22 protein-coding genes and 2 pseudogenes are annotated in these 25,987 nt (G+C 71.6%); 15 read left to right on the top strand and 9 right to left on the bottom strand.

All coding sequences use genetic code 11. The annotated features are described in order from the left end of the window. From ACLQ2N_RS32435 to ACLQ2N_RS32420, 4 genes and pseudogenes are all read left to right on the top strand, one after another. Positions 1 to 1,029 (top strand): KR domain-containing protein (locus tag ACLQ2N_RS32435; protein WP_425818725.1); only part of this gene is annotated, 1,029 nt, incomplete at its 5' end. A gap of 170 nt (positions 1,030 to 1,199) precedes the next feature. Next, positions 1,200 to 2,058: pseudogene (locus tag ACLQ2N_RS32430) on the top strand (IS5 family transposase). Positions 2,059 to 2,219: 161 nt separating this feature from the next. Next, complete coding sequence (locus ACLQ2N_RS32425) at positions 2,220 to 2,399, top strand: transposase domain-containing protein (RefSeq protein ID WP_425818723.1); 180 nt, start codon at positions 2,220 to 2,222, stop codon at positions 2,397 to 2,399. A 36-nt stretch (positions 2,400 to 2,435) separates the two neighbouring features. Next, the gene (locus ACLQ2N_RS32420; protein WP_425818749.1) at positions 2,436 to 2,819 is read left to right on the top strand and encodes a hypothetical protein; all 384 of its coding nucleotides are present in this window, start codon (positions 2,436 to 2,438) and stop codon (positions 2,817 to 2,819) included. A gap of 92 nt (positions 2,820 to 2,911) precedes the next feature. On the opposite strand, the pseudogene ACLQ2N_RS32415 reads toward ACLQ2N_RS32420, so the two are convergent. The 3 genes and pseudogenes from ACLQ2N_RS32415 to ACLQ2N_RS32405 all read right to left on the bottom strand — a co-directional run. Then, a pseudogene (locus tag ACLQ2N_RS32415) lies at positions 2,912 to 3,136 on the bottom strand (IS3 family transposase); the annotation flags it as partial. 65 nt (positions 3,137 to 3,201) lie between these two features. After that, positions 3,202 to 3,423: a hypothetical protein gene (locus ACLQ2N_RS32410; protein ID WP_425818721.1), complete on the bottom strand. Its 222-nt coding sequence runs from the start codon at positions 3,421 to 3,423 to the stop codon at positions 3,202 to 3,204. 531 nt (positions 3,424 to 3,954) lie between these two features. Further along, on the bottom strand, positions 3,955 to 4,380 hold the full coding sequence (locus tag ACLQ2N_RS32405) for a secondary thiamine-phosphate synthase enzyme YjbQ (protein ID WP_425818719.1): 426 nt from the start codon (positions 4,378 to 4,380) through the stop codon (positions 3,955 to 3,957). Between the two features lie 102 nt (positions 4,381 to 4,482). Here ACLQ2N_RS32405 and ACLQ2N_RS32400 point away from each other — a divergent pair, with 102 nt between their 5' ends. Continuing rightward, the gene (locus ACLQ2N_RS32400) at positions 4,483 to 5,583 is read left to right on the top strand and encodes an NAD(P)-binding domain-containing protein (RefSeq protein ID WP_425818747.1); all 1,101 of its coding nucleotides are present in this window, start codon (positions 4,483 to 4,485) and stop codon (positions 5,581 to 5,583) included. An 11-nt stretch (positions 5,584 to 5,594) separates the two neighbouring features. Here ACLQ2N_RS32400 and mltG read toward each other — a convergent pair whose 3' ends face one another. Continuing rightward, positions 5,595 to 6,455 (bottom strand): endolytic transglycosylase MltG, encoded by an 861-nt coding sequence (gene mltG / locus ACLQ2N_RS32395; RefSeq protein WP_425818717.1) that lies wholly within the window; start codon positions 6,453 to 6,455, stop codon positions 5,595 to 5,597. 65 nt (positions 6,456 to 6,520) lie between these two features. Further along, positions 6,521 to 8,326 (bottom strand): ABC transporter ATP-binding protein, encoded by a 1,806-nt coding sequence (locus tag ACLQ2N_RS32390; protein ID WP_425818715.1) that lies wholly within the window; start codon positions 8,324 to 8,326, stop codon positions 6,521 to 6,523. 143 nt (positions 8,327 to 8,469) lie between these two features. On the opposite strand from ACLQ2N_RS32390, the gene ACLQ2N_RS32385 reads away from it, so the two are divergent. Beyond that, positions 8,470 to 8,913, top strand: coding sequence for a MarR family winged helix-turn-helix transcriptional regulator (locus tag ACLQ2N_RS32385; RefSeq protein ID WP_425818713.1), 444 nt, complete (start codon positions 8,470 to 8,472; stop codon positions 8,911 to 8,913). Between the two features lie 58 nt (positions 8,914 to 8,971). Beyond that, complete coding sequence (locus ACLQ2N_RS32380; protein WP_425818711.1) at positions 8,972 to 11,905, top strand: FAD-binding and (Fe-S)-binding domain-containing protein; 2,934 nt, start codon at positions 8,972 to 8,974, stop codon at positions 11,903 to 11,905. Positions 11,906 to 11,915: 10 nt separating this feature from the next. Here the strand turns inward: ACLQ2N_RS32380 and ACLQ2N_RS32375 are convergent, their stop codons facing one another. Next, positions 11,916 to 12,635, bottom strand: a complete 720-nt coding sequence (locus ACLQ2N_RS32375; RefSeq protein ID WP_425818745.1) for a L,D-transpeptidase family protein — start codon at positions 12,633 to 12,635, stop codon at positions 11,916 to 11,918. A gap of 318 nt (positions 12,636 to 12,953) precedes the next feature. Here ACLQ2N_RS32375 and ACLQ2N_RS32370 point away from each other — a divergent pair, with 318 nt between their 5' ends. Then, positions 12,954 to 14,756, top strand: a complete 1,803-nt coding sequence (locus ACLQ2N_RS32370; RefSeq protein WP_425818709.1) for an ABC transporter transmembrane domain-containing protein — start codon at positions 12,954 to 12,956, stop codon at positions 14,754 to 14,756. Positions 14,757 to 14,767: 11 nt separating this feature from the next. Beyond that, positions 14,768 to 16,564, top strand: a complete 1,797-nt coding sequence (locus ACLQ2N_RS32365; protein ID WP_425818743.1) for an ABC transporter ATP-binding protein — start codon at positions 14,768 to 14,770, stop codon at positions 16,562 to 16,564. Between the two features lie 50 nt (positions 16,565 to 16,614). On the opposite strand, the gene ACLQ2N_RS32360 is transcribed toward ACLQ2N_RS32365, so the two are convergent. After that, on the bottom strand, positions 16,615 to 17,406 hold the full coding sequence (locus ACLQ2N_RS32360; protein ID WP_425818707.1) for a metal-dependent hydrolase: 792 nt from the start codon (positions 17,404 to 17,406) through the stop codon (positions 16,615 to 16,617). Between the two features lie 170 nt (positions 17,407 to 17,576). Between ACLQ2N_RS32360 and ACLQ2N_RS32355 the strand changes: the two genes are divergently transcribed. From ACLQ2N_RS32355 to ACLQ2N_RS32340, 4 genes are all read left to right on the top strand, one after another. Further along, positions 17,577 to 20,090, top strand: coding sequence for a DEAD/DEAH box helicase (locus ACLQ2N_RS32355; RefSeq protein ID WP_425818704.1), 2,514 nt, complete (start codon positions 17,577 to 17,579; stop codon positions 20,088 to 20,090). A gap of 17 nt (positions 20,091 to 20,107) precedes the next feature. Beyond that, positions 20,108 to 20,992 carry an acyl-CoA thioesterase gene (locus tag ACLQ2N_RS32350; protein WP_425818702.1) on the top strand — a complete coding sequence of 295 codons (885 nt, stop codon included), beginning with the start codon at positions 20,108 to 20,110 and terminating at the stop codon, positions 20,990 to 20,992. A gap of 63 nt (positions 20,993 to 21,055) precedes the next feature. Beyond that, on the top strand, positions 21,056 to 21,754 hold the full coding sequence (locus tag ACLQ2N_RS32345; RefSeq protein ID WP_425818700.1) for a hypothetical protein: 699 nt from the start codon (positions 21,056 to 21,058) through the stop codon (positions 21,752 to 21,754). A 250-nt stretch (positions 21,755 to 22,004) separates the two neighbouring features. Then, the gene (locus ACLQ2N_RS32340) at positions 22,005 to 23,756 is read left to right on the top strand and encodes a cation:proton antiporter (RefSeq protein WP_425818698.1); all 1,752 of its coding nucleotides are present in this window, start codon (positions 22,005 to 22,007) and stop codon (positions 23,754 to 23,756) included. 7 nt (positions 23,757 to 23,763) lie between these two features. Here the strand turns inward: ACLQ2N_RS32340 and ACLQ2N_RS32335 are convergent, their stop codons facing one another. Then, a complete protein-coding gene (locus ACLQ2N_RS32335; RefSeq protein ID WP_425818696.1) occupies positions 23,764 to 24,201 on the bottom strand; it encodes a DUF7144 family membrane protein in 438 nt (145 codons plus the stop codon). Between the two features lie 216 nt (positions 24,202 to 24,417). Here ACLQ2N_RS32335 and ACLQ2N_RS32330 point away from each other — a divergent pair, with 216 nt between their 5' ends. Together ACLQ2N_RS32330 and ACLQ2N_RS32325 are read left to right on the top strand one after the other, a co-directional pair. Then, positions 24,418 to 24,960: a GNAT family N-acetyltransferase gene (locus tag ACLQ2N_RS32330; RefSeq protein ID WP_425818694.1), complete on the top strand. Its 543-nt coding sequence runs from the start codon at positions 24,418 to 24,420 to the stop codon at positions 24,958 to 24,960. A 35-nt stretch (positions 24,961 to 24,995) separates the two neighbouring features. Further along, positions 24,996 to 25,484 carry a glutathione peroxidase gene (locus ACLQ2N_RS32325; protein WP_425818692.1) on the top strand — a complete coding sequence of 163 codons (489 nt, stop codon included), beginning with the start codon at positions 24,996 to 24,998 and terminating at the stop codon, positions 25,482 to 25,484. Between the two features lie 8 nt (positions 25,485 to 25,492). On the opposite strand, the gene ACLQ2N_RS32320 is transcribed toward ACLQ2N_RS32325, so the two are convergent. Continuing rightward, entirely contained in the window at positions 25,493 to 25,891 is a 399-nt protein-coding gene (locus tag ACLQ2N_RS32320) for a hypothetical protein (protein ID WP_425818690.1), read from the bottom strand. Positions 25,892 to 25,987 lie beyond the last annotated feature (96 nt).

The raw sequence follows: 25,987 nt of genomic DNA, 5'->3' as shown, positions 1-25,987 counted from the left end.
CTCGCCGGCCTCCTCGACACCACCCCCCCGACCGCGGTCATCCACACCGCCGGCGTCCTGGACGACGGCCTGCTCCCCACCCAGACCCCCCAACGCCTGGACACCGTCCTGCGGCCCAAGGCCGACGCCGCCTGGCACCTCCACGAACTCACCAGCCACCTGAACCTGACCGCGTTCGTCCTCTACTCCTCCCTCGCCGGCACCCTCGGCAACACCGGACAAACCAACTACGCCGCCGCCAACGCCGTCCTGGACGCCCTCGCCCACCACCGCGTCACACAGGGCCGCCCCGCCACCTCCCTCGCCTGGGGCCCCTGGGCCGAAACCGGCATGGCCGCCACCCTCACCCCCACCGACCTCCACCACATGGAACAAACCGGCATCAAGCCCCTCACCAACACCGACGGCCTCGCCCTCCTCGACGCAGCACTGACGACCACCGAACCAACCCTCGTCACAGCCAAGTTCGCCAAAACCCGCACCACCCGCATCCCCACACAACGCGCCGGCACCGCAAACCTCGCAGACCGGCTCGCCACCCTCGCCCCCGCCGAGCGGGAACGGACACTGTCCGACCTGGTACACACCCAAGCCGCAGCCGTGCTCGGCTACCACGACGCCACCGCCATCGACCCGAGCCGCCCCTTCCAAGAACTGGGCTTCGACTCACTCACCGCGGTCGAGTTCCGCAACCTCCTCAACGAAACCACCGGCCAGCGCCTGCCGGCCACACTCATCTTCGACTACCCGACCCCCGCCGAACTGACCGACCACCTCGTCAGCCAGTTCAACAACGACACAGACGACGAAAACATCGGCGTACTACGACTGTTCGCCGAACTCGACCGGATCGAGACCTCCCTGTCCAACCTCGCCCAGGAAGACACCCTGCGCGCACGCCTGTCCACCCGACTCAAAGACGTCCTCACCAGCCTCAACCACCTCGGCAATCAAGAAAGCAAAGTCACCAACCAGCTCGACGACGCAACCGACGACGAAATGTTCGCCTTCATCGACAACGCACTCTGAACCGCCCACGCCACAAGCGGTGGCCGGTCGGCGGTTCCGTTGTGGGGGCGTGGAGGCCGTGTCGATTGGGTGAGCTCTCGGCCGACGAACCGGTCCAGGCGCCGCAGTGGCAGTTGCGGGATGTGCGGCGGTGTGCGTAGCCGTAAAACTGACTAACTGATCGTTTCAGAATGAGATCGGCGTGCTGGATTGGCAGTTGGGTGCCGGGTCGGCAGGATCTGGTGGGGGCTGCTGACCTTGGGCCAGATGATCTGTGGGAACGCATAGCCCCGCTGCTCCCGGAGCGACCGCCTCGGAGGCATCGGCATCCCGGGCGGTTGCCGGTGAATGACCGCACTGCTCTGCGGGGCATCGTTTACGTGCTGTGCAAGCGCGTGAGCTGGCGGGATGTCCCCGCGGCGCGGGTGGGCCGCAGCGGGGTGACGGCCTGGCGGCGTCTGCGGGACTGGACCGAGGCCGGAGTATGGCCCCGACTGCACGAGGTCCTGCTGGCAGAACTGCGCAAAGAGGGCCTGCTGGAGATGAACGACGCCGCGATCGACGGCTCGCACATCAGGGCCCTCAAAGGGGGGCTCACACCGGACCTTCGCCAGTCGATCGGGCCCCGGCAGCAAGCACCACCTGATCGTCGACCGGCACGGAACCCCGCTCGCCGTCTCTCTGACCAGCGGAAACCGCCACGACGTCACCCAGCTCATGCCGCTGCTGGACGCCATACCCCGCATCCGTGGCCTGCGCGGCCGGCCACGCCACCGGCCCCGGCGACTGTTCGCCGACCGCGGCTACGACTACGACACATACCGCCGTCTCATTCGGGCTCGCGGGATCACATCCAAGATCGCCCGCCGCGGTACCCCGCACGGTTCCGACCTGGGCAAGACCCGGTGGGTCGTAGAGCGCACCTTCGCCTGGTTCCACCAGTTCAAAAGACTCCGCATCCGCTACGAGATACGAGCCGACCTCCACATCGGACTACTTCAACTCGCCTGCAGCATCATCTGCTTGAGACGACTCCGGACTTCATTCTGAAACGATCAGTAGGGCAATGCCGTTCGGTTAGGGGTTCGATCGGCGGTGCAACTGTCGGCGTTGCGGCTGGTGATACGGGTGCAGCCCTGGTAGTGGTTCTCGGGTCCGCCAAGACTCGTGTTCCTCCACAAGGGCTGCAGTGTCTGATTCTGTCATTACGCATGCCCCCCGGCGTGTTCGCCGTGGGGCACCTGGGTGAGTTGCCCCAGGTTGTTCCGTTCGATCTCGTCGATGAGGCACTCGCATCCGCAGGCGGTCTGCAGCAGCGGGTGCGGCGGCTGCCGTCGCGGGTGGTGGTCTACCTCCTGCTCGCCGGCGCACTGTTCACCGGACAGGGCTGAACCGGGATCTGGTCCCGGCTGACCGCCTCGCTGGCCGTGCCGCTGCCGAAGCCGGTGCCTTCATCGATCACAGCCGCGATGCGACGGGTCGGCCCCAAACCACTCAAAGCAGTCTTTGACCTGGTCAAAGGCCCGGCAGTGGTGACCGCGACACAGGCGCCACGGTTTGCGGGCAGGCTGGTGGTCGCGATCGACGGCACCCAGATCGCGCTGGCGGACACGCCCGCGAACCTGTCGGTGTTCCCCAAGGCGAAGGCAGGACAGAACGGGCCCGCCGGTTACCCGATGCTGCTGCTGGGTGACCGGAACTTCTCCGCCACCAAGTTCGTGGACACGGTCGCGTCCACGGGCGCCGCAGCACCGCACTCAAACTGCCGATCCTGCGTCGTCTGCCCCACGGCACGTCCCTGTCCCGCATAGGCGCCGTAGCCGTCCGTGTCATCGAGGCCACCCTCACCCTCGCCCCTAGCAGCCCTGGGATCGGGGACCGTGGTCACCTGCCGTCGGCGGCGGTGCCGGCCCTGCAGACCAGCGGCCTGCATCAGCCGTGCGACACGACGCCGGCTGCACCCGGCGCCCTCGCGCGTGAGCACGGCATGCACACGCGGGGCCCCATAGGTGCCACGCGATCGCGCATGGACCTCAGCGATCTGCTCGGTCAGCTCAGCATCCCGCACCGCCCGGGAGCCGGGCAGGCCGGAGCGACGGGCATAGAAGGCGGTCCTGGAGACCTTCATCAGCTCACACGCCCGTTTGGCGCTGTGACCTGCACGCTTCTCCGCCTCGATGAACGGGTGCACCGTCACCGGGTCTCCTTCGCGAAGAAAGCTGTGGCCCGCTTGAGGACGTCGACATCCTCACGCAGTCGGCGGTTCTCCCGCCGCAACGCAGCCAGTTCCTCGCGCTCCCCGCTGGTCAGCCCGTTGCGCTCGCCTGCGTCGACCTCGGCCTGCTTCACCCAGTCCCGCACCGCGGTCTCGGTCAGTTCGAAGTCCTTGGCGACCTGGCCGACCCGAGCGGTCACCCCGTCGGCACAGCCCGACGATCTCGGCCTTGAACTACGGCGTGAACGAACGGCGAGGGGGGCGAGGCTTTTCTTCCCCATGCTCTCCATGATGGACATCCTCCCGGGGCTGAACCCCTGATCTCGAATGTCCGCCAAAGCGGATCAAGCTCAGTCGACGACGTTGCGGCCGAGCCGGTCCACCGCTGCAGCGACCAAGCCGCCGTACGAGCCCTTCTCGTCACGGAGTCACGGGCCCAGGCTGGGGCGCGGGTCACGGGATCGGTGGCGCCGGAGACCTCCCAGTCGTCGGCCCAACCGATGATGTGAGCCCCTTCGGAGGAGGCGGCAGAGAGCACGTTCTCGCGCTGGCGTTCAGGCGAAGACGTCGCCAGCTTCACGCGCGACAGCCGCCGCACTCCGAGCAGGCACTTGCCGCATCCGTCGTAGGGTCATTTGATCGCATCGAGGTCCGTACCGCGCAGTTCTTCTCTCCGTTCGAGCGCGCATGGTACGGAGAATCGGCGGCACGACCCAGCTGAACGATCTTGGTCACCCCAGGAAGCTCAACCGCACCTGCCGCTCTGTGTTGTCGACGTTCGTGTCGACCAGGCACACCGACTGCCACGTGCCCAGTTCCAGCCGGCCCGCGATCACCGGCAGGGTCGCGTGCGGCGGGACCAGGGCCGGGACCACGTGGTCGCGGCCGTGGCCGGGGTGGCCGTGGCGGTGCTGCCAGCGGTCATCGGCCGGGAGCAGGGTGTGGAGGGCGGAGAGGAGGTCGTCGTCGCTGCCCGCGCCGGTCTCCAGGACCGCGATTCCGGCGGTGGCGTGCGGGACGAAGATGTTGAGCAGGCCGTCGCGGCCGGAGGCCGCGCGGGCGAGGAACTGTTCGCAGTCCGACGTCAGGTCGGTGACGGTCTCCGTGGAGCCCGTCGTGAGGTGCAGGACCGTGGTGGTGAAGGCGGCAGCAGACATGGTTCCCATCCTGCCGCGCCCGGGGCCGAATCCGCTGAGCGACGGGCAGGCGGGAAGTTCCGCGAGTCCACCACAGTTGGTAGAAGCGTGAACGATATGGCGATGCGGTCGGTGGACGTCGTGGTGATCGGCGCCGGGCAGGCGGGGCTGTCCGCCGCGTACCACTTGCGGCACAACGGTCTGGAGCCGGACCGCGGCTTCGTGGTCCTCGACCACGCGCCGGCCCCGGGCGGCGCCTGGCAGTTCCGGTGGCCCTCGCTGACGTACGGCAAGGTGCACGGCATGCACGCGCTGCCCGGCATGGAGCTGACCGGCGCGGACGGGGAGCGGCCGTCGTCCGAGGTCATCGGCGCCTACTTCGACCGGTACGAGCGCTCCTTCGGGCTGCGCGTGCACCGGCCGGTCGACGTCGGCGCCGTACGCGAGGGCGAAGGCGGCCGGCTGCTGGTCGAGACCTCCGAGGGCACGTACGCGACGCGGGCGCTGGTCAACGCGACCGGGACCTGGGACCGGCCCTTCTGGCCGCGCTACCCGGGGCAGCAGACGTTCCGGGGGCGGCAGCTGCACACGTCCGGCTATCCGGGCCAGGCCGAGTTCGCCGGACAGCGGGTGGTCGTCGTCGGTGGCGGCGCCTCCGGTACGCAGCACCTGATGGAGATCGCCGAGGTGGCGGCGGAGACCCACTGGGTCACGCGCCGGCCGCCGGTCTTCCGGGAAGGGCCCTTCGGGGCGGACCAGGGGCGGGCCGCGGTCGCCCTGGTGGAGGAGCGGGTGCGGCGCGGGCTGCCGCCGCAGAGTGTGGTGAGCGTGACCGGGCTGCCCGTCAACGACGCCGTCCGGCGCGCCCGCGAGTCCGGGGTGCTCGACCGGCTGCCGATGTTCGACAGGATCACGCCCACCGGTGTCGCCTGGGACGACGGCCGCCACATTGAGGCCGACGTCATCCTCTGGGCCACCGGCTTCCGCGCGGCCATCGATCATCTCGCCCCGCTGCGGCTGCGCGAGCGCGGCGGCGGCATCCGGATCGAGGGCACCCGAGCCGTACGCGACCCTCGCGTCCACCTCGTCGGCTACGGCCCCTCCGCCAGCACGATCGGCGCCAACCGCGCGGGACGCGCCGCCGTGCGCGAGATCGTCGCGCTGCTGCGGGACGGCGTGCCGGTGGCACCTGCGGGGCATGTGGAGGTGCCTGCCTTCGCCTGAGGGGGCGCGCCTCATCCCCCTCCGCGGTTCCGGTTGAACTCCGCCACGTTCCGCTGCTGCTCCGCGTAGTCGTCCGTGAAGCGGGTGTCGCCCGGGGCCACCGTCACGAAGTACAGCCAGGGGCCCGGGGTGGGGCTGATCGCCGCGCTCATCGCCTGTTCGCCCGGGTTGCCGATCGGGGTGGGCGGCAGGCCCTTGTGGGCGTAGCTGTTGTAGGGGCTGGCGAGCTCGGTGTCGCCCGTGGTGGTGTCCACCGTGCTGCGGTTCAACGCGTAGTTGAGGGTGGAGTCCATCTGGAGCGGCATCCCCCGGTCGAGGCGGTTGTGGATGACGCGGGCGACCTTGCCCATGTCCGTCTCGGTGTCCGCCTCGGCCTGGACGATGCTGGCGATGGTCACCGTCTGGTACACAGTCACGTCGTTGCGGCGGGCGCCCGCCGTGATGTGGTCGGCGCCGAAGTGCCGGCCCGCCGTCTCGGTCATGTAGCGCAGCAGGCTCTTCGGGGTGGTCGCGGAGGTGACCGGATACGTCGCCGGGTAGAGGTAGCCCTCGGGATTCCCCTTCGCGGCGGCCGGGAGCGGCAGGCCGGACGTCGGCGCCGCCCCCGCAGTCGTGCCGGCGGGTACGCCGAGGGCATGGTCGACGGCTGCGTAGACCTGGGTCGCCCGGCGGCCCTCGGGGATCACCAGGGTGCGGGCCGTCTCCTCGGTCTTCGGTTCTCGCGTGAGCAGGGGGACGAGCACCGCTGCGGCAGCGACGAGGACGAGCAGGGAGCCGATGAACAGCGTCAGGCGGCCGCGCCGGGTCAGGCGCGGGCGGCGGCGGTGGGGCGGGGTGACCGAAGGCGTGGTGTCCGGGGGCTCGTGCGCCATGCGGGCACGCTAACCCGCGCCGGTCCCGGCCTCGGGGACGGCATGCCCGGCGGCACGCCTCCCCTTCAGCCCGCCACCGGGGCCATCTCCGTGTCGCGGCGGACCAGGGCCGCGTACCGTCCATCGAGCCGGAGCAGTTCCTCGTGGGTGCCGCGCTCCGCCGTGCGGCCGCCGTCGAGGACGACGATCTGGTCGGCGTCGCGGACGGTGGAGAGCCGGTGGGCGATGGTGATCGTGGTGCGTCCGGCGGAGAGTGCGTCGATGGCCTCCTGCACGGCGTGTTCGGTCCGGGTGTCGAGCGCGCTCGTCGCCTCGTCCAGGATCAGCACCGGCGGGTCGCGCAGGATCGTCCGCGCGATGGCGAGGCGCTGCTTCTCGCCGCCGGAGAACCGGTAGCCGCGTTCCCCCACGAGGGTGTCGTAGCCGTCGGGGAGCGAGGCGATGTGGTCGTGGATCTGCGCGGCGCGGGCCGCCGCCTCGATCTCCTCGGCGGTGGCGTCCGGCTTCGCGAAGCGCAGGTTCTCGGCGACCGAGGCGTGGAAGAGGTATGTCTCCTGCGAGACGACGCCGACCGCACGCGCGAGGGTGTCGAAGTCGAGGTCGCGCACGTCGACCCCGTCGAGGGTGACCCGGCCGCCGGTCACGTCGTACAGCCGGGGCACCAGGTAGCTGAGGGTGGACTTGCCGGACCCCGTGGGGCCGACGACGGCCAGTCCGGCTCCGGCGGGAACGGTGACATCGACGCCACTGAGAGTCGGGCCGCTCTTCTCGTCGTAGCTGAAGTCCACGTTCTCGAAGCGGACCTCGCCGCGGATCTTCTCCAGGCGCACCGGATTCTCCGGCTCCGTGATGTCCACGGTGAGGTCGAGGTATTCGAAGATCCGCTGGAAGAGTGCGAGGGACGTCTGCATCTGCACACCGGTGGAGAGCAGGCTCACGGCGGGACGGAAGAGGCCCTGCTGGAGGGAGACGAAGGCGACCAGGGTCCCGATGGAGACGGCGGACCCGCCGGACTGCAGGGCGATGCCCGCGGCCCAGTAGATGACGGCCGGCATGGCGGCCATGACGATGCCGATCGTGGACATCCGCCACCGTCCGGCCATGCTGGCGCGCACTTCGAGGTCGACCAGCCGCTCGGACTCCTCGGCGAAGCCCTGGGTGAGCGAGTCGGAGCGGCCCATCGTGCGGCCGAGCAGGATGCCGCTGACGGACAGCGACTCGGTGACGGTGGCGGCCATGGCGGCCATCTGCTTCTGCCGCTGGGTGGTGATCTTCTTGCGTTCGCGGCCGACCCGGCGGCTGATCCAGACGAAGACGGGCAGCAGGAGCAGCGAGACGACGGTGAGCCGCCAGTCGAGCGCGAGCATGGCGACGACGGTGGCGATGACCGCGGTGAGGTTGGAGACGAGCGAGGTCGCCGTCGAGGTGACGGTGGCCTGCATGCCCCCGATGTCGTTGGCGATCCGCGACTGGACCTCGCCCGTGCGGGTCCGGGTGAAGAAGGCGAGCGGCATCCGCTGCAGCTGGGTGTAGACGGCGGTGCGCAGGTCGTGCATGACGCGCTGGCCGACGGTGGTGGAGATGAGGGTCTGGAGCACGCCGAAGACGCTGTTCATCACGGCGGTGAGGATCATGCCGAGGGCGAGCAGCGTGAGCAGCCCGGTCCGCCCCTGCGGAAGGGCGGTGTCCAGGATCTCGCGGAGCAGGAACGGCGAGGCGACCGACACCAGCGACGAGGCGCCGACGAGCAGACCCACCACGGCGAGGCGGCCGCGGTACGGGCGGAAGAGGCGGAGGATGCGGCGCAGCTCGGCGGGCGGCTGGGCGGCCTCCTTGGGCGGGGGCGTCCACGTGGGTTCGTCGGGCTTCATGGGCTCCTTCGTCGGACGTGCGGCAACGGAACGGGCGGGGCCGCCCGGACGCGGGGATCGCGACCGTGACAGTCGACTCTAATGAGAGCATAGCTCATTGTTACCCCTACTCACAATGAACAGGGTCCTGATACTGTTTCCCCATGGACTCCCCCGACCCCGACGGCGTACTCGCCGAACAGCTGCTGCGGCTGACGCGCAGGCTCCAGCGCATCCAGGGCCGCCAGCTGGAGCCGATCGGCATCACGCCCGCGCAGTTCCGGCTGCTGCGCACCGTCGCCCATTACGACGGTCCGCCCCGGATGGCGGATCTCGCACAGCGCCTCGACGTGGTCCCCCGCGCCGTCACCACGCTCGTCGACGCCCTGGAGGCGAGCGGCAGGGTGCGTCGCGTCCCCGATCCGGACAGTCGTAGGGTGGTCCGGATCGAGATCACGGACGAGGGCATCGCCACGCTCCGCTCGCTGCGCGACGCGCGCCGGGCGGCCGCGGAGGAGATCCTGGCTCCGTTGACCGCCGACCAGCGCGAGGTGCTCGGCGGCCTGCTGACCGCCCTGGTCGACGGAATGCCGGAGCGCCGCTGCTGACCGGTCACGGGACGCGGCGCCGAGCCGCGGACCGACGAGCCCGCCGAGGAGAACCACCATGCCGCTGCTGGAGCCGGACCCCGACACGCTGCGCCCCGCAGCGGTGCGCCCACCCTCCCACGACCGCGTCCCCGACACGCGGGCGCAGGGCACACCGGAGACGCTGCGCGCCGGCCTCACCGCCCTGCTCGGCCCGGAGAAGGTGCTCTGGAAGGTCTCCGACCTGGTGAAGTACGCCTCGGACGCCAGCCCGTACCGGTTCGTGCCCCAGGTGGTCGTCGTCCCCGAGGACCTGGACGACATCTCGGCGATCCTGTCGTACGCGCACGGCAACGGCCGCAACGTCGTCTTCCGCGCCGCCGGCACCAGCCTCAACGGCCAGGCCCAGGGTGAGGACATCCTCGTCGACGTCCGGCGGAACTGGGCGGGCGTCGAGGTCCTGGACGACGGGGCCCGCGCCCGGATCCGCCCCGGGACGACGGTCGTACGGGCCAACGCCGCCCTCGCCCGGTACGGCAGGCTGCTGGGCCCCGACCCGGCCAGCGCCATCGCGTGCACGATCGGCGGAGTCGTCGCCAACAACGCCTCGGGCATGACCGCGGGTACCACCCGCAATGCGTACCGGACCGTCTCCTCGCTCACCTTCGTACTGCCGAGCGGCACCGTCGTGGACACCGGCGATCCGGCCGCCGACGAGGACCTGGCCCGGGCCGAGCCGCGGCTGTGCGAGGGGCTGCTGGCGCTGAAGGCGGAGATCGAGGCGGACGCGGCGCTCACGGCCCGTATCCGCGCCAAGTACGAGATCAAGAACACCAACGGCTACCGGCTGGACGCGTTCCTCGACGGCTCGACCCCGGTGGAGATCCTGCGCGGCCTCATGGTCGGCTCCGAGGGGACGTTCGGCTTCATCTCCGAGGTCGTCTTCGACACCCTTCCGCTGGACCGCCGGATCTCCACGGCGCTGCTGTTCTTCCCGTCGCTGACCGCCGCGGCGGCCGCCGTCCCGCTGTTCAACGAGGCGGGGGCCATCGCCGTCGAGCTGATGGACGGCAACACCCTGCGGGCCTCCGTGAGTGTGCAGGGGGTCCCCGCGGACTGGGCGGGGCTGCCGAAGGAGACCGCCGCGCTGCTGGTGGAGTTCCGGGCACCGGACGAGGCGGGCCAGGAGGCGCAGGAGCGGGCGGCGGCCGATGTGGTGCGGCGGCTGGAGCTGGTCCGGCCCGTCACCTCGGTGACCAACGAGTTCACCCGGGACGCCCGCACCATCTCCGGCTACTGGAAGGCCCGCAAGGCGTTCGTCACCGCGGTGGGCGGTTCGCGCCCCTCGGGTACGACGCTGATCACCGAGGACTTCGCGGTCCCTCCGTCCCGGCTGGCCGACGCCTGCGAGGCGCTGCTCGCGCTCCAGGCCGAGCACGGCTTCGACGCCGCCGTCGCCGGTCACGCGGCCCACGGCAACCTGCACTTCCTGCTCGCCTTCGACGCGGCACGCCCGTCCGACGTCGACCGGTACGCCGCCTTCATGGCGGACTTCTGCCGGCTGACGGTGGAGCGGTTCGACGGATCGCTCAAGGCGGAGCACGCGACGGGCCGCAACATCGCCCCCTTCCTCGAACTGGAGTGGGGCCCGCAGGCCACGGAACTGATGTGGCGTACGAAGCAGGTCATCGACCCCGACGGGGTGCTGGCGCCGCGGATCGTCCTCGACCGCGACCCGAAGGCCCATCTGCGCGGGCTCAAGACCATCCCGAAGGTCGAGGCGATCGCCGACCCCTGCATCGAGTGCGGCTTCTGCGAACCGACCTGTCCCAGCCACGACCTGACGACCTCGCCGCGCCAGCGGATCGTGCTCCGCCGCGAGATGATGCGCCAGCCCGACGGTTCGCCCGTCGAGACGGGCCTGGTCGACGCTTACGGCTACGACGCCGTGGACACCTGCGCCGGGGACTCGACCTGCAAGCTGGCCTGCCCCGTCGGCATCGACACGGGCGCCATGATGAAGAACTTCCGCCATCAGCGGCACTCCCCGCGCGAGGAGCGGATCGCCGCGCTCGCCGCCAAGCACTTCCGTACGGCGGAGACGGCGGCGCGGCTCGCGGTCGCCGCGGCGAGCCGGATCGACGACCGGCTGCTGCAAGGGGTCACCCGGCTCGCCCGCCGGGCGGTGCACCCCGACCTGGTCCCCGAGTGGCTTCCGGAGGTCCCCGGCGCCGCGTCCCGCAAGCTGCCGCGCACCTCCAGGGCGGGGGCGAGCGCGGTCTACTACCCGGCCTGCGTCAACCGCATCTTCGGCAGCCCGGACAGCCATCGAGGCCCGTCGCTGCCGCAGGCCGTGGTGGCCGTGTCGGCCCGGGCGGGAAAGCCCGTCTGGATCCCGGACGACGTCAACGGCACCTGCTGCGCCACCATCTGGCACTCCAAGGGGTACGACTCCGGCAACGCCGTGATGGCCAACCGGATCGTGGAGGCGGCCTGGGGCTGGACGGCGGGCGGGAAGCTGCCGCTGGTGGTCGACGCCTCCTCGTGCACGCTGGGCATCGCCCATGAGGTGGTCCCGTATCTCACCGAGGACAACCGTGCGCTGCACCGCGAACTGACCGTGGTCGACTCCCTGGTCTGGGCGGCGGACGAACTGCTTCCGGAGCTGACGGTGCTACGCAAGTCCCGTTCGGCCGTGCTGCACCCGACCTGCTCCATGGAGCATCTGGACGATGTGGACCGGCTGCGCGCGGTCGCCGATGCCTGCGCGGACGAGGCCGTGATCCCGGACGACGCCGCGTGCTGCGGTTTCGCGGGCGACCGCGGGATGCTGCACAAGGAGCTGACGGCGTCCGCGACCGCCAAGGAGGCCGCCGAGGTGCGGTCCCGGGAGTACGACGCGTACCTCTCGGCGAACCGGATGTGCGAGATCGGCATGGACCGCGCGACGGGCCGCTCGTACCACTCGGCTCTGATGGAGCTGGAGTGGGCGACCCGTCCGGGCCCCGCCTGAGCGGCGGGGATCAGGCGCGGAGGCTGGCCCGGTCGCCCATGACGACGACCGGGTGCTGCTTCGGGTCGAGGGTGCGCAGCAGCTTCTCCATGGCCTGCTTGGACACGCTCACGCACGCCGAGGTACCGCTGCCGTGGTCCATGTGCAGCCAGATGCTGCCGCCCTTGGTCTGGCCCTGCGGGCGCGTCGGGTCGTTGGGCGGGGTGCCCTTGACCCGGTTGTAGTCGATGGCGATGACGTAGTCGAAGTCGTGCCAGTGGGACTTGGCCCAGTAGTGCGGGGCCTGGATCGATGCGGTCTGCGTGTACGGGAGGCGGGCGCCCGGGTCGGGCAGGACACCGGCCGCGTCGCTGAGGGTGTAGACGCCGACGGGGCTGCGGTTGTCGTTCTCGTGGTGGTCGGGCGTCCAGCCCTTCTTGCCGTTGTGGCCCTTCCAGGAGGCGGTCTTGTCCCAGGTGGAGCCGGACTTGGTGTAGAGCACGACGGTGGAGTCCGCGGAGTCCTTGCCTTCGCCGTAGACGGCGACGACCTGGCGGGATTCGGCCGGAATCTGCGACTGGAGCCGGTCGCCCACATCCGGGATGCGCTTCAGATCCTTGATCGGGGCCTTCGTACTGCCCTTCCCGGCAGCCGGTCGCTCGGCGGCGGCGCCCTTCTTCGTGTCCTGTCCGTCACCGCAGGACGTCAGGGTCGTGAGCAGGACACCACAGGCGGCCGCCGAGGCCACCATCCGAACCGCACCGGCTATACGCATCCGTCCATGCTCGCACCTGGCGATGCACGCGATCGGCCGGGCCGGGCGGCCCCGGCGAATGCGTGCCGAATCTTTACCCGTCCGGGGCGCGGGCGGCCCCGGCACACCCCACCAGCACCTGAGACCGCACCCGTGTCAGCCGCCGCGTAAAACCGTTTGCCGCGCTCCCGGCGACAGGCAAGGCTTGCTCGGTCCGGTTCCCTTGCCCGCTTACCCCGTGGGCGACCCGGTGCTGCCCCGACGCGCCTTCGCGGCGCCTCGCGGGCCCGGCCGCTTCCGATCCTTTGGGATGTCATGCACATTCGCGATCTTCCGTACGCGGACCCCGGCGATCCCGACGTCCGTTCAGGCCCGCGCTTCCTGTTGTGGCTGGGCCGCAATCAGATCCGCGGGCAGCTCAAGTCCTTGCTCTGGGGGCTGCTGCACCAGTGCTCGATCGCGGGATACCCGCTGACCGTGGGACTCGCGGTGCAGGCGGTCGTGGACCGCTCCGGCGGCAGGCTCGCGCTGGCCTGTGGGCTGACCGCGCTGCTGGGCGTGCTGACTGCGGTGAGCGACGCGATGCTCCACCGGGCCGCGGTCACCAACTGGATCACCGCCGCCGCCCGGATCCAGCAGCTGCTCTCCCGCAAGACCGCGGAGCTGGGCTCACTCCTGACCCGCAGGGTCGCCGCGGGCGAGGTGGTGGCGGTGTCCACGGGTGACGTGGAGAAGATCGGGTGGTTCGTCGAGGCGCTCTCGCGCTTCCTGGCCGCCGCCACAGCCCTCGTCGTCATCAGCGTCGGGCTCCTCCTCTACCTCCCGTCGCTGGGCGTTCTCGTGGCGGTCGCCATGCCGTTCCTCGCCCTGTCCGTCCTGCCGTTGCTGCCGCGTGCCACCCGGCGGGCGGATGTGCAGCGCGAGAAGGGCGGCCGGGCCACCGAACTCGCCTCGGACACCGTGGCCGGGCTGCGCGTCCTGCGCGGCATCGGCGGCGAGGAGCTGTTCCTGGACCGCTACCGGCGGGCTTCGCAGGAGGTCCGCGAGGCCGCGGTCCACAGCGCCCGGATGTGGTCGCTGATCTCGGCGGTCCAGGTCCTGCTGCCCGGCCTCCTGCTGCTCGCCCTGGTCGTGCACGGGGCCTCGCTGGCCCGGGACGGCAGGATCGAGGTGGGCCAGTTGGTCACGGTGTACAGCGCGGCGACCCTGACCCTGTTCCCGCTGCGGCACTTCGAGGAGATCGCCATGGCGTACTCCTTCTCCCGCCCCTCCGCGCAGCGCGCCGTACGCGTGCTGTCGCTGAGCCGGAACACCCGCCCGGCCACCGTCGACACCGTCCCGTCCGGCGACCTGTACGACCCCGTCACCGGGCTGCTGGCCCCGCGGGGCGCGTTCACCGCGGTCGTCTGCGGCGACCCCGACGAGGCGGGGCGGCTGGCGGAACGGCTCGGCGGGCACGCCAGGCCCGAGGCACCGGACGCCGACGCCCCCGAGCCGCCCTCCGTCCTGCTCGGCGGCGTGCCGCTGGACGAACTCGAACCGGGCGCGGCACGGACCGCGGTACTCGTCCAGGACAAGGACCCCGTCCTGCTCTCGGGCACCCTGCGCGAGCTGCTGGACGTGCCGTCGTCCGGGCAGGTGACGGCCTCCGCCGCCCTGTCCGCCGCGCAGTGCGACGACGTGCTGGCCGCCCTGGCCCAGGCGTCCCCCGAGCCGGACCGCGAGCCGCTGGACACCCGGATCACCGAACGCGGCCGGTCCCTGTCCGGCGGCCAGCGCCAGCGGCTCGCCCTGGCGCGGTCGCTGCTCACCGACCCGGACACGCTCGTCCTGGACGAGCCCACCTCGGCGGTCGACTCGCACACCGAGGCCCGTGTCGCGGCGGGCGTCAAGGCGCTGCGCGCGGACCGTACGACCGTCGTGTTCTCCTCGTCGCCCCTGCTCCTCGACCTGGCCGACCGCGTGGCGCTGGTGCACGGCGGCACGGTGGTGGCGGTCGGTACGCACCGCGAGCTGATGCGCACCGAGGAGCGCTACCGCACCGTCGTCACCCGTGAGACCGACGACGAAGCCGCCGGACACCAGGAAGCACCCCAGGAAATCGAGGAACGGGCATGAAAGGCCAGGCAATGACCGGCGTCGCCCCACCGGCCCATGTACCGCCCGCCTACGACCCGGCCGCCCCCGAGACGGCCACCACCCTGCCGGTCGGCCGGCCCGCGACCGTGCGGGCCTACGTGCTGGAGCTGATGCGGCGCCACCGCAAGCCGTTCGTCGTGGTGACCCTGCTCAACACGTTCGCGGTGATCGCGTCCATCGTCGGCCCGTACCTGCTGGGCGGGCTCGTGGAGGACCTGTCCGACGGGGTCCGCGACCTGCACCTGGAGCGCACCGCCGCGGTGTTCGCGTGCGCGCTCGTGGTGCAGACCGTGGCCACCCGGATGATGCGGCTGCGCAGCGCCATGCTGGGCGAGGAGATGCTCGCCGACCTCCGCGAGGACTTCCTCGTCCGGTCGGTGCGGCTGCCGCCGGGCGTGCTGGAGCGCGCCGGTACGGGTGATCTGCTGTCCCGGATCACCACCGACATCGACCGGCTCGCCAACGCCATGCGCGAGGCCGTCCCGCAGCTGACGATCGGCGTGGTGTGGGTGGGCCTGCTGGTCGCCGCCCTCACCGTCACCGCTCCCCCGCTGGCCCTGGCGGTGGTCGTGGCGCTGCCGGTGCTGCTCATCGGCTGCCGCTGGTACTTCCGCCGGGGGCCCTCGGCGTACCGCTCGGAGGCCGCCGGCTACGCGGCGGTCGCCGCGGCCCTGGCGGAGACCGTGGACGCGGGCCGGACCGTGGAGGCGCACCGGCTGGGGGCGCGCCGGGTCGCGCTGTCGGACCTGCGGGTCAGGCAGTGGACCGCGTGGGAGCGGTACACGCTGTTCCTCCGGACGGTGCTGTTCCCGGTCATCAACATCACGTACGCGACGATCCTCGGGGCCGTCCTGCTGCTGGGCGGCTGGTTCGTCATCGAGGGGTGGATGACCGTCGGCCAGCTCACCACGGGTGCGCTGCTCGCCCAGATGATGGTGGACCCGATCGGTCTGATCCTGCGCTGGTACGACGAGTTGCAGGTGGCCCAGGTGTCGCTGGCGCGGCTGGTGGGCGTCCGGGAGATCGAGCCGGACGCGGGCGACGCGTCGGTGTCCCCGGACGGCCGGGACGTGCGGGCCGACGCGGTGCGCTTCGGGTACGTGGACGGGGTCGACGTACTGCACCGGGTGTCGCTGGACGTCGCGCCCGGTACGCGGCTGGCGCTGGTCGGCCCGTCGGGTGCGGGCAAGTCGACGCTGGGCCGGCTGCTGGCGGGGATCTACGCGCCCCGGGACGGGGAGGTCACGCTGGGCGGCGCGCGCCTGTCGCGGATGGTGACGGAGCGGGTGCGGTCGCACGTCGCGCTGGTCAACCAGGAGCACCACGTGTTCGTCGGCTCGCTGCGGGACAACCTGCGGCTGGCGCGTACGGACGCCGAGGACGCGGAGCTGTGGGCGTCGCTCGCCGCGGTCGACGCGGACGGCTGGGCGCGGGCGCTGGAGCAGGGGCTCGACGCCGAGGTCGGCTCGGGGGGCCTGGTGATCACCCCGGCGCAGGCCCAGCAGATCGCGCTCGCCCGGCTGGTGCTGGCCGATCCGCACACACTGGTCCTGGACGAGGCGACGTCGCTGCTCGACCCCCGGGCGGCCCGCAACCTGGAGCGGTCGCTCGCCCGGGTGCTGGAGGGCCGGACGGTGGTGGCGATCGCGCACCGGCTGCACACGGCGCACGACGCGGACGTGATCGCCGTGGTCGAGCAGGGCCGGATCACCGAGCTGGGCAGCCACGACGAGCTGGTGGCGGCGGACGGGGCGTACGCGGCGCTCTGGCGCTCCTGGCACGGCTGACGGGTCCCGGGGGCCGGTGCGCCGGCCCCCGGATCCGGTGCCCGGGCGGCTCAGATGACGTTCATCGCCGCCGCCGCGCCCACGCCCCCGAGGATCATGAAGACCGGCATCAGCACCTTGATCTCCACCCAGCTGCCGGCCTTGAAGCGCATGGCCTTGGGCGGGCCGATCGGGTACCAGCGCTTGCGGCCCAGCGGGATCGGCCACAGGATCGGGCAACCCGAGACGGTCAGCGCGTCGCCGATGTCGTGGACGAGGGCACCCAGCACGATCGGCAGCCCGAGCCAGAGGTATTCCTGACCGGGGTCGGTGAACAGCCAGTCGGCGCCGTTGCCCGGCTTGTCGAGGACCCCGGCGAGGATCCACGCGCTGGTCGCCCCGAGCAGCCACACCAGGACGTCGCTGGAGACGCGGGCGGCCCGCCAGAGCAGCCCCTCGACGGCGAGGACCAGGTGGACGAAGAGGATCGCGAGGACCCCCCAGCGCCCGCCGGTGTACGCGACGGCGGAGGCGCCCGCCCCGATCAGGACGGCCCAGGCCCAGGTGTGGGTGAGGGTGCGGTGGCCGCCGTTGCGGTGGGAGTCGCCCCGGAGCTTGGTGGCCTTGTAGACGGCGTGCGAGAGCTTGTCGACGATCTCGCACACCCCGCGCGAGAGGGGGCCGAAGGCGCGGGAGATGGTCGCCGACTTGTGGTCGAGGTCGGGGGCGAGCGCGGCGCCCGCGCTGATCAGCGCCCCGACGACGAGGACGGGCCACGGCATGGTGTGGCCGGTGGCCGCCGCCGCGGCGCCCATCCCCAGCCAGGCCGCCGCCCCTGACAGAGAGTGTGCCGGTCCCATCATGACTGCCGAGCCCCCGTAGGTGTCGCCGAGTGCGCCGGGCGGTGCCCCTGACGCGAGATCCGGCCACCGCCGTTGCGGCGTGGCCGAGTTGAGTGGGAAGCGTATCGTCCGTGATCTTCGGGCCGTCGTCCGGTTCCCTCATCGGGGCGGAAGACAGGCAAGATGGGGGCGTGACCCTTATCGATCAGCTCCCCCCGACCGACGATCCCGACGCTCTCTTCGAGGCTTTCTCGTCCTGGACCGAGACGCAGGGGATCACCCTCTACCCCGCTCAGGAGGAGGCGCTGATCGAGGTGGTGTCCGGGGCCAATGTGATCCTTTCCACGCCGACGGGGTCCGGGAAGAGCCTGGTCGCGGCGGGTGCGCACTTCACGGCACTGGCCCAGGACAAGGTCACCTTCTACACCGCGCCGATCAAGGCGCTGGTCTCGGAGAAGTTCTTCGACCTGTGCAAGCTGTTCGGTACGGAGAACGTCGGCATGCTCACCGGGGACGCCTCGGTCAACTCCGACGCCCCGGTGATCTGCTGCACCGCCGAGGTGCTGGCGTCGATCGCGCTGCGTGACGGCAAGTACGCGGACATCGGCCAGGTCGTGATGGACGAGTTCCACTTCTACGCGGAGCCGGACCGCGGCTGGGCGTGGCAGATCCCGCTGCTCGAACTGCCGCAGGCCCAGTTCGTCCTGATGTCCGCGACACTCGGCGACGTCCGGATGTTCGAGGAGGACCTGACACGGCGCACCGGCCGCCCGACCTCCGTGATCCGCTCGGCGACCCGTCCCGTGCCGCTGAGCTACGAATACCGGCTGACGCCGATCACGGAGACGCTGACCGAACTGCTGGAGACCCGGCAGTCGCCGGTGTACATCGTGCACTTCACGCAGGCGGCGGCGGTGGAGCGGGCGCAGTCGCTGATGAGCATCAACATGTGCACCAAGGAGGAGAAGGAGAAGATCGCCGATCTCATCGGCAACTTCCGCTTCACCACCAAGTTCGGCCAGAACCTCTCGCGGTACGTGCGCCACGGGATCGGTGTGCACCACGCGGGGATGCTCCCCAAGTACCGCAGGCTGGTGGAGAAGCTGGCGCAGGCGGGTCTGCTGAAGGTGATCTGCGGTACGGACACGCTGGGTGTCGGCGTCAACGTACCGATCCGCACGGTGCTCTTCACGGCGCTGACCAAGTACGACGGCACCCGGGTGCGGACGCTGCGGGCGCGGGAGTTCCACCAGATCGCCGGCCGGGCCGGGCGGGCGGGCTTCGACACGGCGGGCTTCGTCGTCGCCCAGGCCCCCGAACACGTCATCGAGAACGAGAAGGCCGTCAAGAAGGCGGGCGACGACCCGAAGAAGAAGCGGAAGGTCGTCCGCAAGAAGGCCCCCGAGGGCTTCGTGGCCTGGTCGGAGACCACGTTCGACAAACTCATCCAGTCCGATCCGGAGCCGCTGACCTCGCGTTTCCGGGTCACGCACACGATGCTGCTCTCCGTGATCGCGCGCCCGGGCAACGCCTTCGAGGCGATGCGGCATCTGCTGGAGGACAACCACGAGCCGCGCCGGGCGCAGTTGCGTCACATCCGCCGGGCCATCGCGATCTACCGGTCGCTGCTGGACGGCGGTGTGGTGGAGCAGCTGGACCAGCCGGACGCCGAGGGGCGCATCGTGCGGCTCACCGTGGACCTCCAGCAGGACTTCGCGCTGAACCAGCCGCTGTCCACGTTCGCGCTGGCCGCGTTCGAGCTGCTGGACCCGGACTCGCCGTCGTACGCGCTGGACATGGTCTCCGTGGTGGAGTCGACGCTGGACGATCCGCGCCAGATCCTGGCCGCGCAGCAGAACAAGGCGCGCGGTGAGGCGGTCGGGCAGATGAAGGCCGACGGCATCGAGTACGAGGAGCGGATGGAGCTGCTCCAGGAGGTGACGTACCCGAAGCCGCTGAGCGAGCTGCTGTGGCACGCGTACGACGTCTACCGGCGCAGCCACCCGTGGGTGGGCGACCATCCGGTGTCACCGAAGTCGGTGATCCGTGACATGTACGAACGGGCCATGACGTTCACGGAGTTCACCTCGAACTACGAGCTGGCGCGGACCGAGGGCATCGTGCTGCGGTATCTGGCGAGCGCGTACAAGGCGCTGGAGCACACCATCCCGGACGACCTCAAGTCCGAGGACCTGGAGGATCTGATCGCCTGGCTGGGCGAGATGGTCCGGCAGGTCGACTCCAGTCTGCTGGACGAGTGGGAGCAGCTGGCCAACCCCGAGGTGGAGACCGCCGAGCAGGCGCAGGAGCGGGCGGACGAGGTCAAGCCGGTCACGGCAAACGCCCGCGCGTTCCGGGTGCTGGTGCGCAACGCGATGTTCCGCCGGGTGGAGCTGGCCGCGCTGGACCGGGTCCGCGACCTGGGCGAGCTGGACGCGGACGCGGGCTGGGACGAGGACGCGTGGGGCGAGGCGATGGACGCGTACTGGGACGAGTACGAGGAGCTGGGCACCGGCCCGGACGCGCGCGGCCCCAAGCTGCTGAAGATCGACGAGGACGCGGCGCACGGTGTGTGGCGGGTCCGCCAGACGTTCGCCGACCCGAACGGCGACCACGACTGGGGCATCAGCGCGGAGGTCGACCTCGCCGCGTCGGACGAGGAGGGCCGGGCGGTCGTGCGGGTCACGTCCGTGGGCCAGTTGTGAGAGTGGAGAAGAACGGCATGACGAACCCCGCCGAGCCTTTGGTGGACCTGCTCGACCTGGAGCGGATCGAGGTCAACATCTTCCGGGGCCGCAGCCCGGACGAGTCCCTGCAACGGGTCTTCGGCGGCCAGGTCGCGGGGCAGGCGCTGGTGGCGGCCGGCCGCACCACGGACGGGGACCGTCCGGTGCACTCGCTGCACGCCTACTTCCTGCGGCCGGGCCGTCCGGGTGTGCCGATCGTGTACGACGTGGAGCGCGTCCGGGACGGCAGGTCGTTCACCACCCGGCGGGTGACGGCCGTCCAGCAGGGCCGGACGATCTTCAATCTGACGGCGTCGTTCCACCGCCCGGAGGAGGCGGGCTTCGAGCACCAGCTGCCGCCTGCCCGGGTGGTGCCGGACCCGGAGGAGCTGCCGACGGTCGCCGAGGAGGTGCGCGAGCACCTGGGCGGTCTGCCGGAGGCCCTGGAACGGATGGCGCGGCGCCAGCCGTTCGACATCCGTTACGTGGACCGGCTGCGCTGGACGCGCGAGGAGATCAAGGACGCGGACCCGCGCAGCGCGGTGTGGATGCGTGCGGTGGGGCCGCTGGGCGACGATCCGCTGGTGCACACCTGCGCGTTGACGTACGCGAGCGACATGACGCTGCTGGACGCGGTCCGCATCCCGGTGGAGCCGCTGTGGGGGCCGCGCGGCTTCGACATGGCTTCGCTGGATCACGCGATGTGGTTCCACCGGCCGTTCCGGGCGGACGAGTGGTTCCTGTACGACCAGGAGTCGCCGGTCGCGACGGGCGGGCGGGGTCTGGCGCGCGGCCGGATCTACGACCGGGCGGGCCATCTGCTGGTGTCGGTGGTGCAGGAGGGCCTGTTCCGGCGGCTGGGCGACGCCCCGTCCGCGTAACCCCGTTCAGGACGGTAGGGCTACTGTTCGACTTCCGGATCATCGCAACGGAGGAGCGCGCACGTGGCCACCGTCCTGAAAGTGAGTGCCGTCGCCACAGGGAGGAAGCCGCGCAAGGGCGCGCCGGCGCCCGCGCCCATCTCGCCCTTCAGCCATGTCGTCAAGGTCACGGACATGCCGGGCGCACAGTCGCGGGTGCTGGCGCATCTGGAGCGGGAACTGCCGCCGGGCGGCATACCCGCCTACCTCGCGGCCCGCAGGACCGGGGCCCGTTCCTTCGTCCTGTGGGCCGACCCGGAGCGCCGCGCCCGGCTGGCGACGGTCGTCACCGCGTCGGCCGGTGACGGGGTCTCGGCGTATCAGGTGCTGGGCGGCTACGGGGAGGTGCTGGGCACCGTCGTGCGCGAGAAGGCGTGCTCGGGCAAGGGCCTGCGCACCCGCTGGACGGTCACCCAGGCCGGCTGCCCCGAGGCCGTCGGCTTCAAGGGCCGGATCTTCTGGTGGTACGTCTGGTGGCTGCTGTACCCGCTGTGGCTGGCGATCGGCGTGGGCAGCCTGGTGAATGGCGGCGGCGACGTACCGCGCGGGCCCCGGCGCATCCGCTGGCGGGCGGCCAGTGAGACCCCGTTCGAGTTCCACGCCGACGGCGAGGTCGTCGTGCACGCGCAGTGGACCGACCAGCGGCTGGCGGCGGCGCTGACGGCGCTGGTCACCTCCTTCGACAGCTGGCTGGGCATGCCCTGGGACGACAAGCGGGAGTAGCGCGCGTCCGGCCGTGAGGGCGGCCCTCCGCGCGCGGCCGTGAGGGCGGCCCTCCGCGCGCGGCCGTGAGGGCGGCCCTCCGCGCGCGGGTCCCGCCTCGGCGGATAGCCCGTCCGGGCGATCCCGGTCACCGGGTCCGCTTCTTGAGGCGAGCCCTCGCGTCCCGGCCGGGCAGCGGCACGGAAGGTGGTCGCGCGCGCTGCTGTGCGGGTCGCGTCCGGCGCCCGGGTGCGCCGGAGGAGGCGGGTCGATGACGGCGGACCAGGTGTACGTGGGGCTCGGGCTGATCGTGGTCCTCGCGGTCGGTTCGCAGCTGCTGGCGAGGCGGTTGCGGGTGCCGGCGCTGCTCGTGCTGCTGCCGGCCGGTTTCACCGCCGGGGCGCTCACCGACGACATCGACCCCGAACGGCTGCTCGGCCCCGCCTTCCCGCCGTTGGTGTCGCTGGCGGTGGCCGTGATCCTGTACGACGCCGGGCTGGGGCTGGACCTTAAGCGGCTCAGGGGGCACAACCGGCGGGTGGTGATCCGGCTGCTGTGGCTGGGGGCGCTGCTCACGCTGGTGTCCGCCGCGCTCTTCGCCGTACCGGTGCTGGACATGTCGAGGCAGGCGGCGGTCATGCTCGCGGCGATCCTCGTCGTGTCGGGTCCGACGGTCGTGGGGCCGCTGCTCGCCTTCGTGCGGCCCACGGAGCGGCTGCGGCGCATCCTCGTCTGGGAGGGCGCTCTGATCGACCCGGTCGGCGGCATTCTGGGGGCGCTCGTCTTCCACGGGGTCGTGGCGGGCGACCGGCCGGGGTTCGGCAGCGGGCTCGGGCACTTCCTCGCGAGCGCGGCGCTGGGCCTGGGGGCCGGCGCTGCCGGTGCGGCGGTGCTGTGGCTGGTGCTGCGGCGGGTGCGGCTCAGCGAGGAGCTGGAGACGTCGCTCCAGCTGGCCGCCGTGGTCGGGGTGGCGGCGGCCTGCGACGCGCTGCGGGACGACACGGGGCTGATCTCGGCCGTCGTCATGGGGATGGCCATGGCCAATCTGCCCGGCCTCGACCTGCCGGTGCGCCGCCCGTTCTTCGAGACGCTGGTCTCCCTGATCATCGGCCTGCTCTTCGTCTCCATCTCGGCGACGGTCACCCCGGCCTCGCTGCGGCACGTGGTCCTGCCCTCGCTCGCGCTGACCGCCCTCCTCGTCCTGGTGACCCGGCCGCTCATCGCCCACCTCGCGGCGGCCGGCACCGACGTACCCGCGCGGGAGCGGTGGTTCATCGGCTGGATGGCGCCCCGGGGCATCGTCGCCGCGGCCACCGCCTCGACGTTCTCCGCCGAACTGGCCGGGCACGGCATCGCCGGTGCGGAGCGCATCCTGCCCGCAACCTTCGTGGTGATCGTGGCGACGGTGACGCTCTACGGCCTGACGGCGTTCCCGGCGGCGCGGCGGCTCGGGGTGCTGCGGCCCGCCCGGTCCCGGCCGCTGCTGGTGGGCGGGGCGCCCTGGGCGGTGGACCTGGCGTGCGCCCTGAGTACGGCGGGGCTCGACGTGCTGATGTGGGCCGGCGCGGACGAGGAACGGGCGCGGATCACGGCCGCGGGGCTGAAGCTGGCGCCCGGTGAGCTGTTCGCCTCGGCCACCGGGGCCGGTGCGGAGCTGGAGGGGATCACCTCGGTGCTGCTGCTCACCGGCGAGGACGACTTCAACGCGCTCGCGTCGGTCACGCTCCGGGAGAGCGTCGAGGGGGAGATCGGCCGGCTCGCCCCGCCCTCCGCGAACCACGGTGTGGTGGCCCCGTACACCGACGGTGTGGCCCTGTTCGGGCCCGGTCTCACCCGGCCCGAGATCGCCCGCAAGTACGAGGCCGGGGCACGCGTGGTCACCCGGCCGGCCGACAGTCCGCCGGCGCCCGGGGAGCACCTGCTGTTCGTGGTGCGGCCGGAGGGCCGGCTGGTCCCCGCCACACAGAACGGTCGCCCGGAGCCGGCTCCGGGCGACACGCTTGTTCTGCTGAGGGAGCGGTGAGGCCCTGTCAGGCCTTCGCGCGGTGGTGGTCCGGGCCCGCGCAGAGCGCCCAGATGATGAAGATGTCGATGGCGATGAGCACGATGGACCACAGCGGGTAGTACGGCAGCCACAGGAAGTTGGCCAGTGCGCCGAGCCCGGCGAGGACCACGCCCACCGCCCGCGCCCAGAAGGCGCCGGTGAACAGCGCGCAGCCGGCGAGGACGATGACGATTCCGAGGATGAGGTGGATCCACCCCCAGCCCGTCAGGTTGAATTCGAAAACGTAGTTGCGCGTGGCGACGAAGACGTCGTCCTTGGCGATGGCCGCGATGCCCTGGAAGATCGCCATGGCACCACCGAAGATCATCAGGACCGCGGCGAACGCGGTCCAGCCCGTGCGCGCGGGATGGTGTGATCCGCCGGTGCCGTGTGAAGCCGCCGGTGCGCTGCCCGTATTGGCCATGTCGGGCCTCCTTTTCTGGCATGGTCGCCCGGCGTGGGCCAGAGCTGAACCGGACGTTCCGCTTCCAGAGTGTCACGAGGGCGCGTGTCCGGCAGTACGGCGGGCAGGGGGACGGCCGACAGCCCCGTCCGCTGCCCGCCGGGCACCCGCTTAGGATCACGTCGCAGCCGGCCCGCGCGGGGATGCGGCCCGGCGTCCCACGGAAGGACCTCCCCCATGACCGAGATCGTCCCGGTGTCCGGCCCCGAGCTGGTCACCTACGCCGATGAACTGGCCGCCCTGCTGGTGGAGACCGTCGAGGGAGGCTCGTCCGTGGGCTTCCTGGCGCCCCTGGACCGGGGCGCCGCCGCCGAGTGGTGGCGCGCCCGGGCCGCGGCCGTGGAGGCGGGGTGGCTCCAGGCGTGGATCGCCCGGGACGGGGAGCGCGTCGCGGGCACCATCGGCCTGGTCCGGGCGCCGCTGCCCAACGCCCGCCACCGCGCGGAGGTGACCAAGCTGATGGTCCGGCCCTCGGCGCGCGGGCGCGGGCTCGGCCGTGAGCTGCTGGCCGCGGCGGAGCGTGCGGCGGCCGAGGACGGCGTCTCGCTCCTGGTCCTGGACACCGAGAGCGGCAGCCCTGCGGAGCGGCTGTACCGGGCGGCGGGGTGGACGGAGTGCGGGTCCGTTCCCGACTACGCGGCAGGGCCCGACGGGGTCCTGAAGCCGACGACCTTCTACTACAAGGCGGTCGGCCGCGTCGCCGGCGCGGCCGTGGGGTGAGAATGGGCCGGGAAGACACCGACGAGGAGACATCCATGACGCTGTACGACATTCTGCTGCGCACCCTGTCCGGCGAGCCGGCGACGCTGGGCGACTACCGCGGGCAGGCCGTGCTGCTGGTGAACGTGGCATCGAAGTGCGGGCTGACCCCGCAGTACGCGGGTCTGGAACGGCTTCAGAAGGAGTACGGGGACCGCGGGTTCACCGTGCTCGGTGTGCCGTGCAACCAGTTCGGCGGCCAGGAGCCGGGAACCGCCGAGGAGATCGAGACCTTCTGCTCGACGACGTACGGGGTGAGCTTCCCGCTGCTGGAGAAGACCGAGGTGAACGGCGCGGACCGGCATCCGCTGTACGTGGAGCTGACCCGGCTCGCGGACGCGGAGGGCGAGGCCGGGGACGTCCAGTGGAACTTCGAGAAGTTCCTGATCTCACCGGCGGGCGAGCCGGTCGCCCGCATCCGCCCCCGCACGGAGCCGGACGCGCCCGAGCTGGTGGCGGCGATCGAGGCGCAGCTGCCGGCGTAGCACGTGCTTCAGGCGCGGCTGAGCAGTACGGAGCCCTTGGGGTAGGTGGCATCGCCGCCCACGTTCGCCACCTGGACGAGGACGGGGGTGCCCTCCTTGATGTTGCCGGTCTTCCACGGCGTGCAGTACGGCGAGGTGTGGCCGCGGGTGGTGGCGGTGCGGTCCCAGGTGCCGTCCCGGCCGATGTCCAGCTTCACCTCGATGCTCCAGCCATCGGCGACGGTGTCGCAGGCGCGGATCGAGTCGCCGGGGGCGGCGCCGTACGGGTCCGCGTTCCACTCCCCGTAGCCGCCGAAGACGGCCTCGACCGTCCGGGGCTCGGCGTGCGCCGTCGTCTGCACGGTGACCACGAGCCCGAAAGCCGCCGCCGCGGTCACCGCGATCCGTCCCGCACCGGCTCTCCCCATGCCCTGCTCCCTCCATCACCCGGTCACGATCTCCACCGGGAATCTACAGGTACATGGCAGGTGCACACCATCGCGAGCGCCCCGCGGCCCCGGCCC

The organism is Streptomyces sp. DT224, assembly GCF_049844595.1.
Classification (GTDB): Bacteria; Actinomycetota; Actinomycetes; order Streptomycetales; family Streptomycetaceae; genus Streptomyces.
The sequence above is the reverse complement of the archived record's forward strand: the minus strand, read 5'-3'. Positions and strand labels throughout refer to the sequence as shown.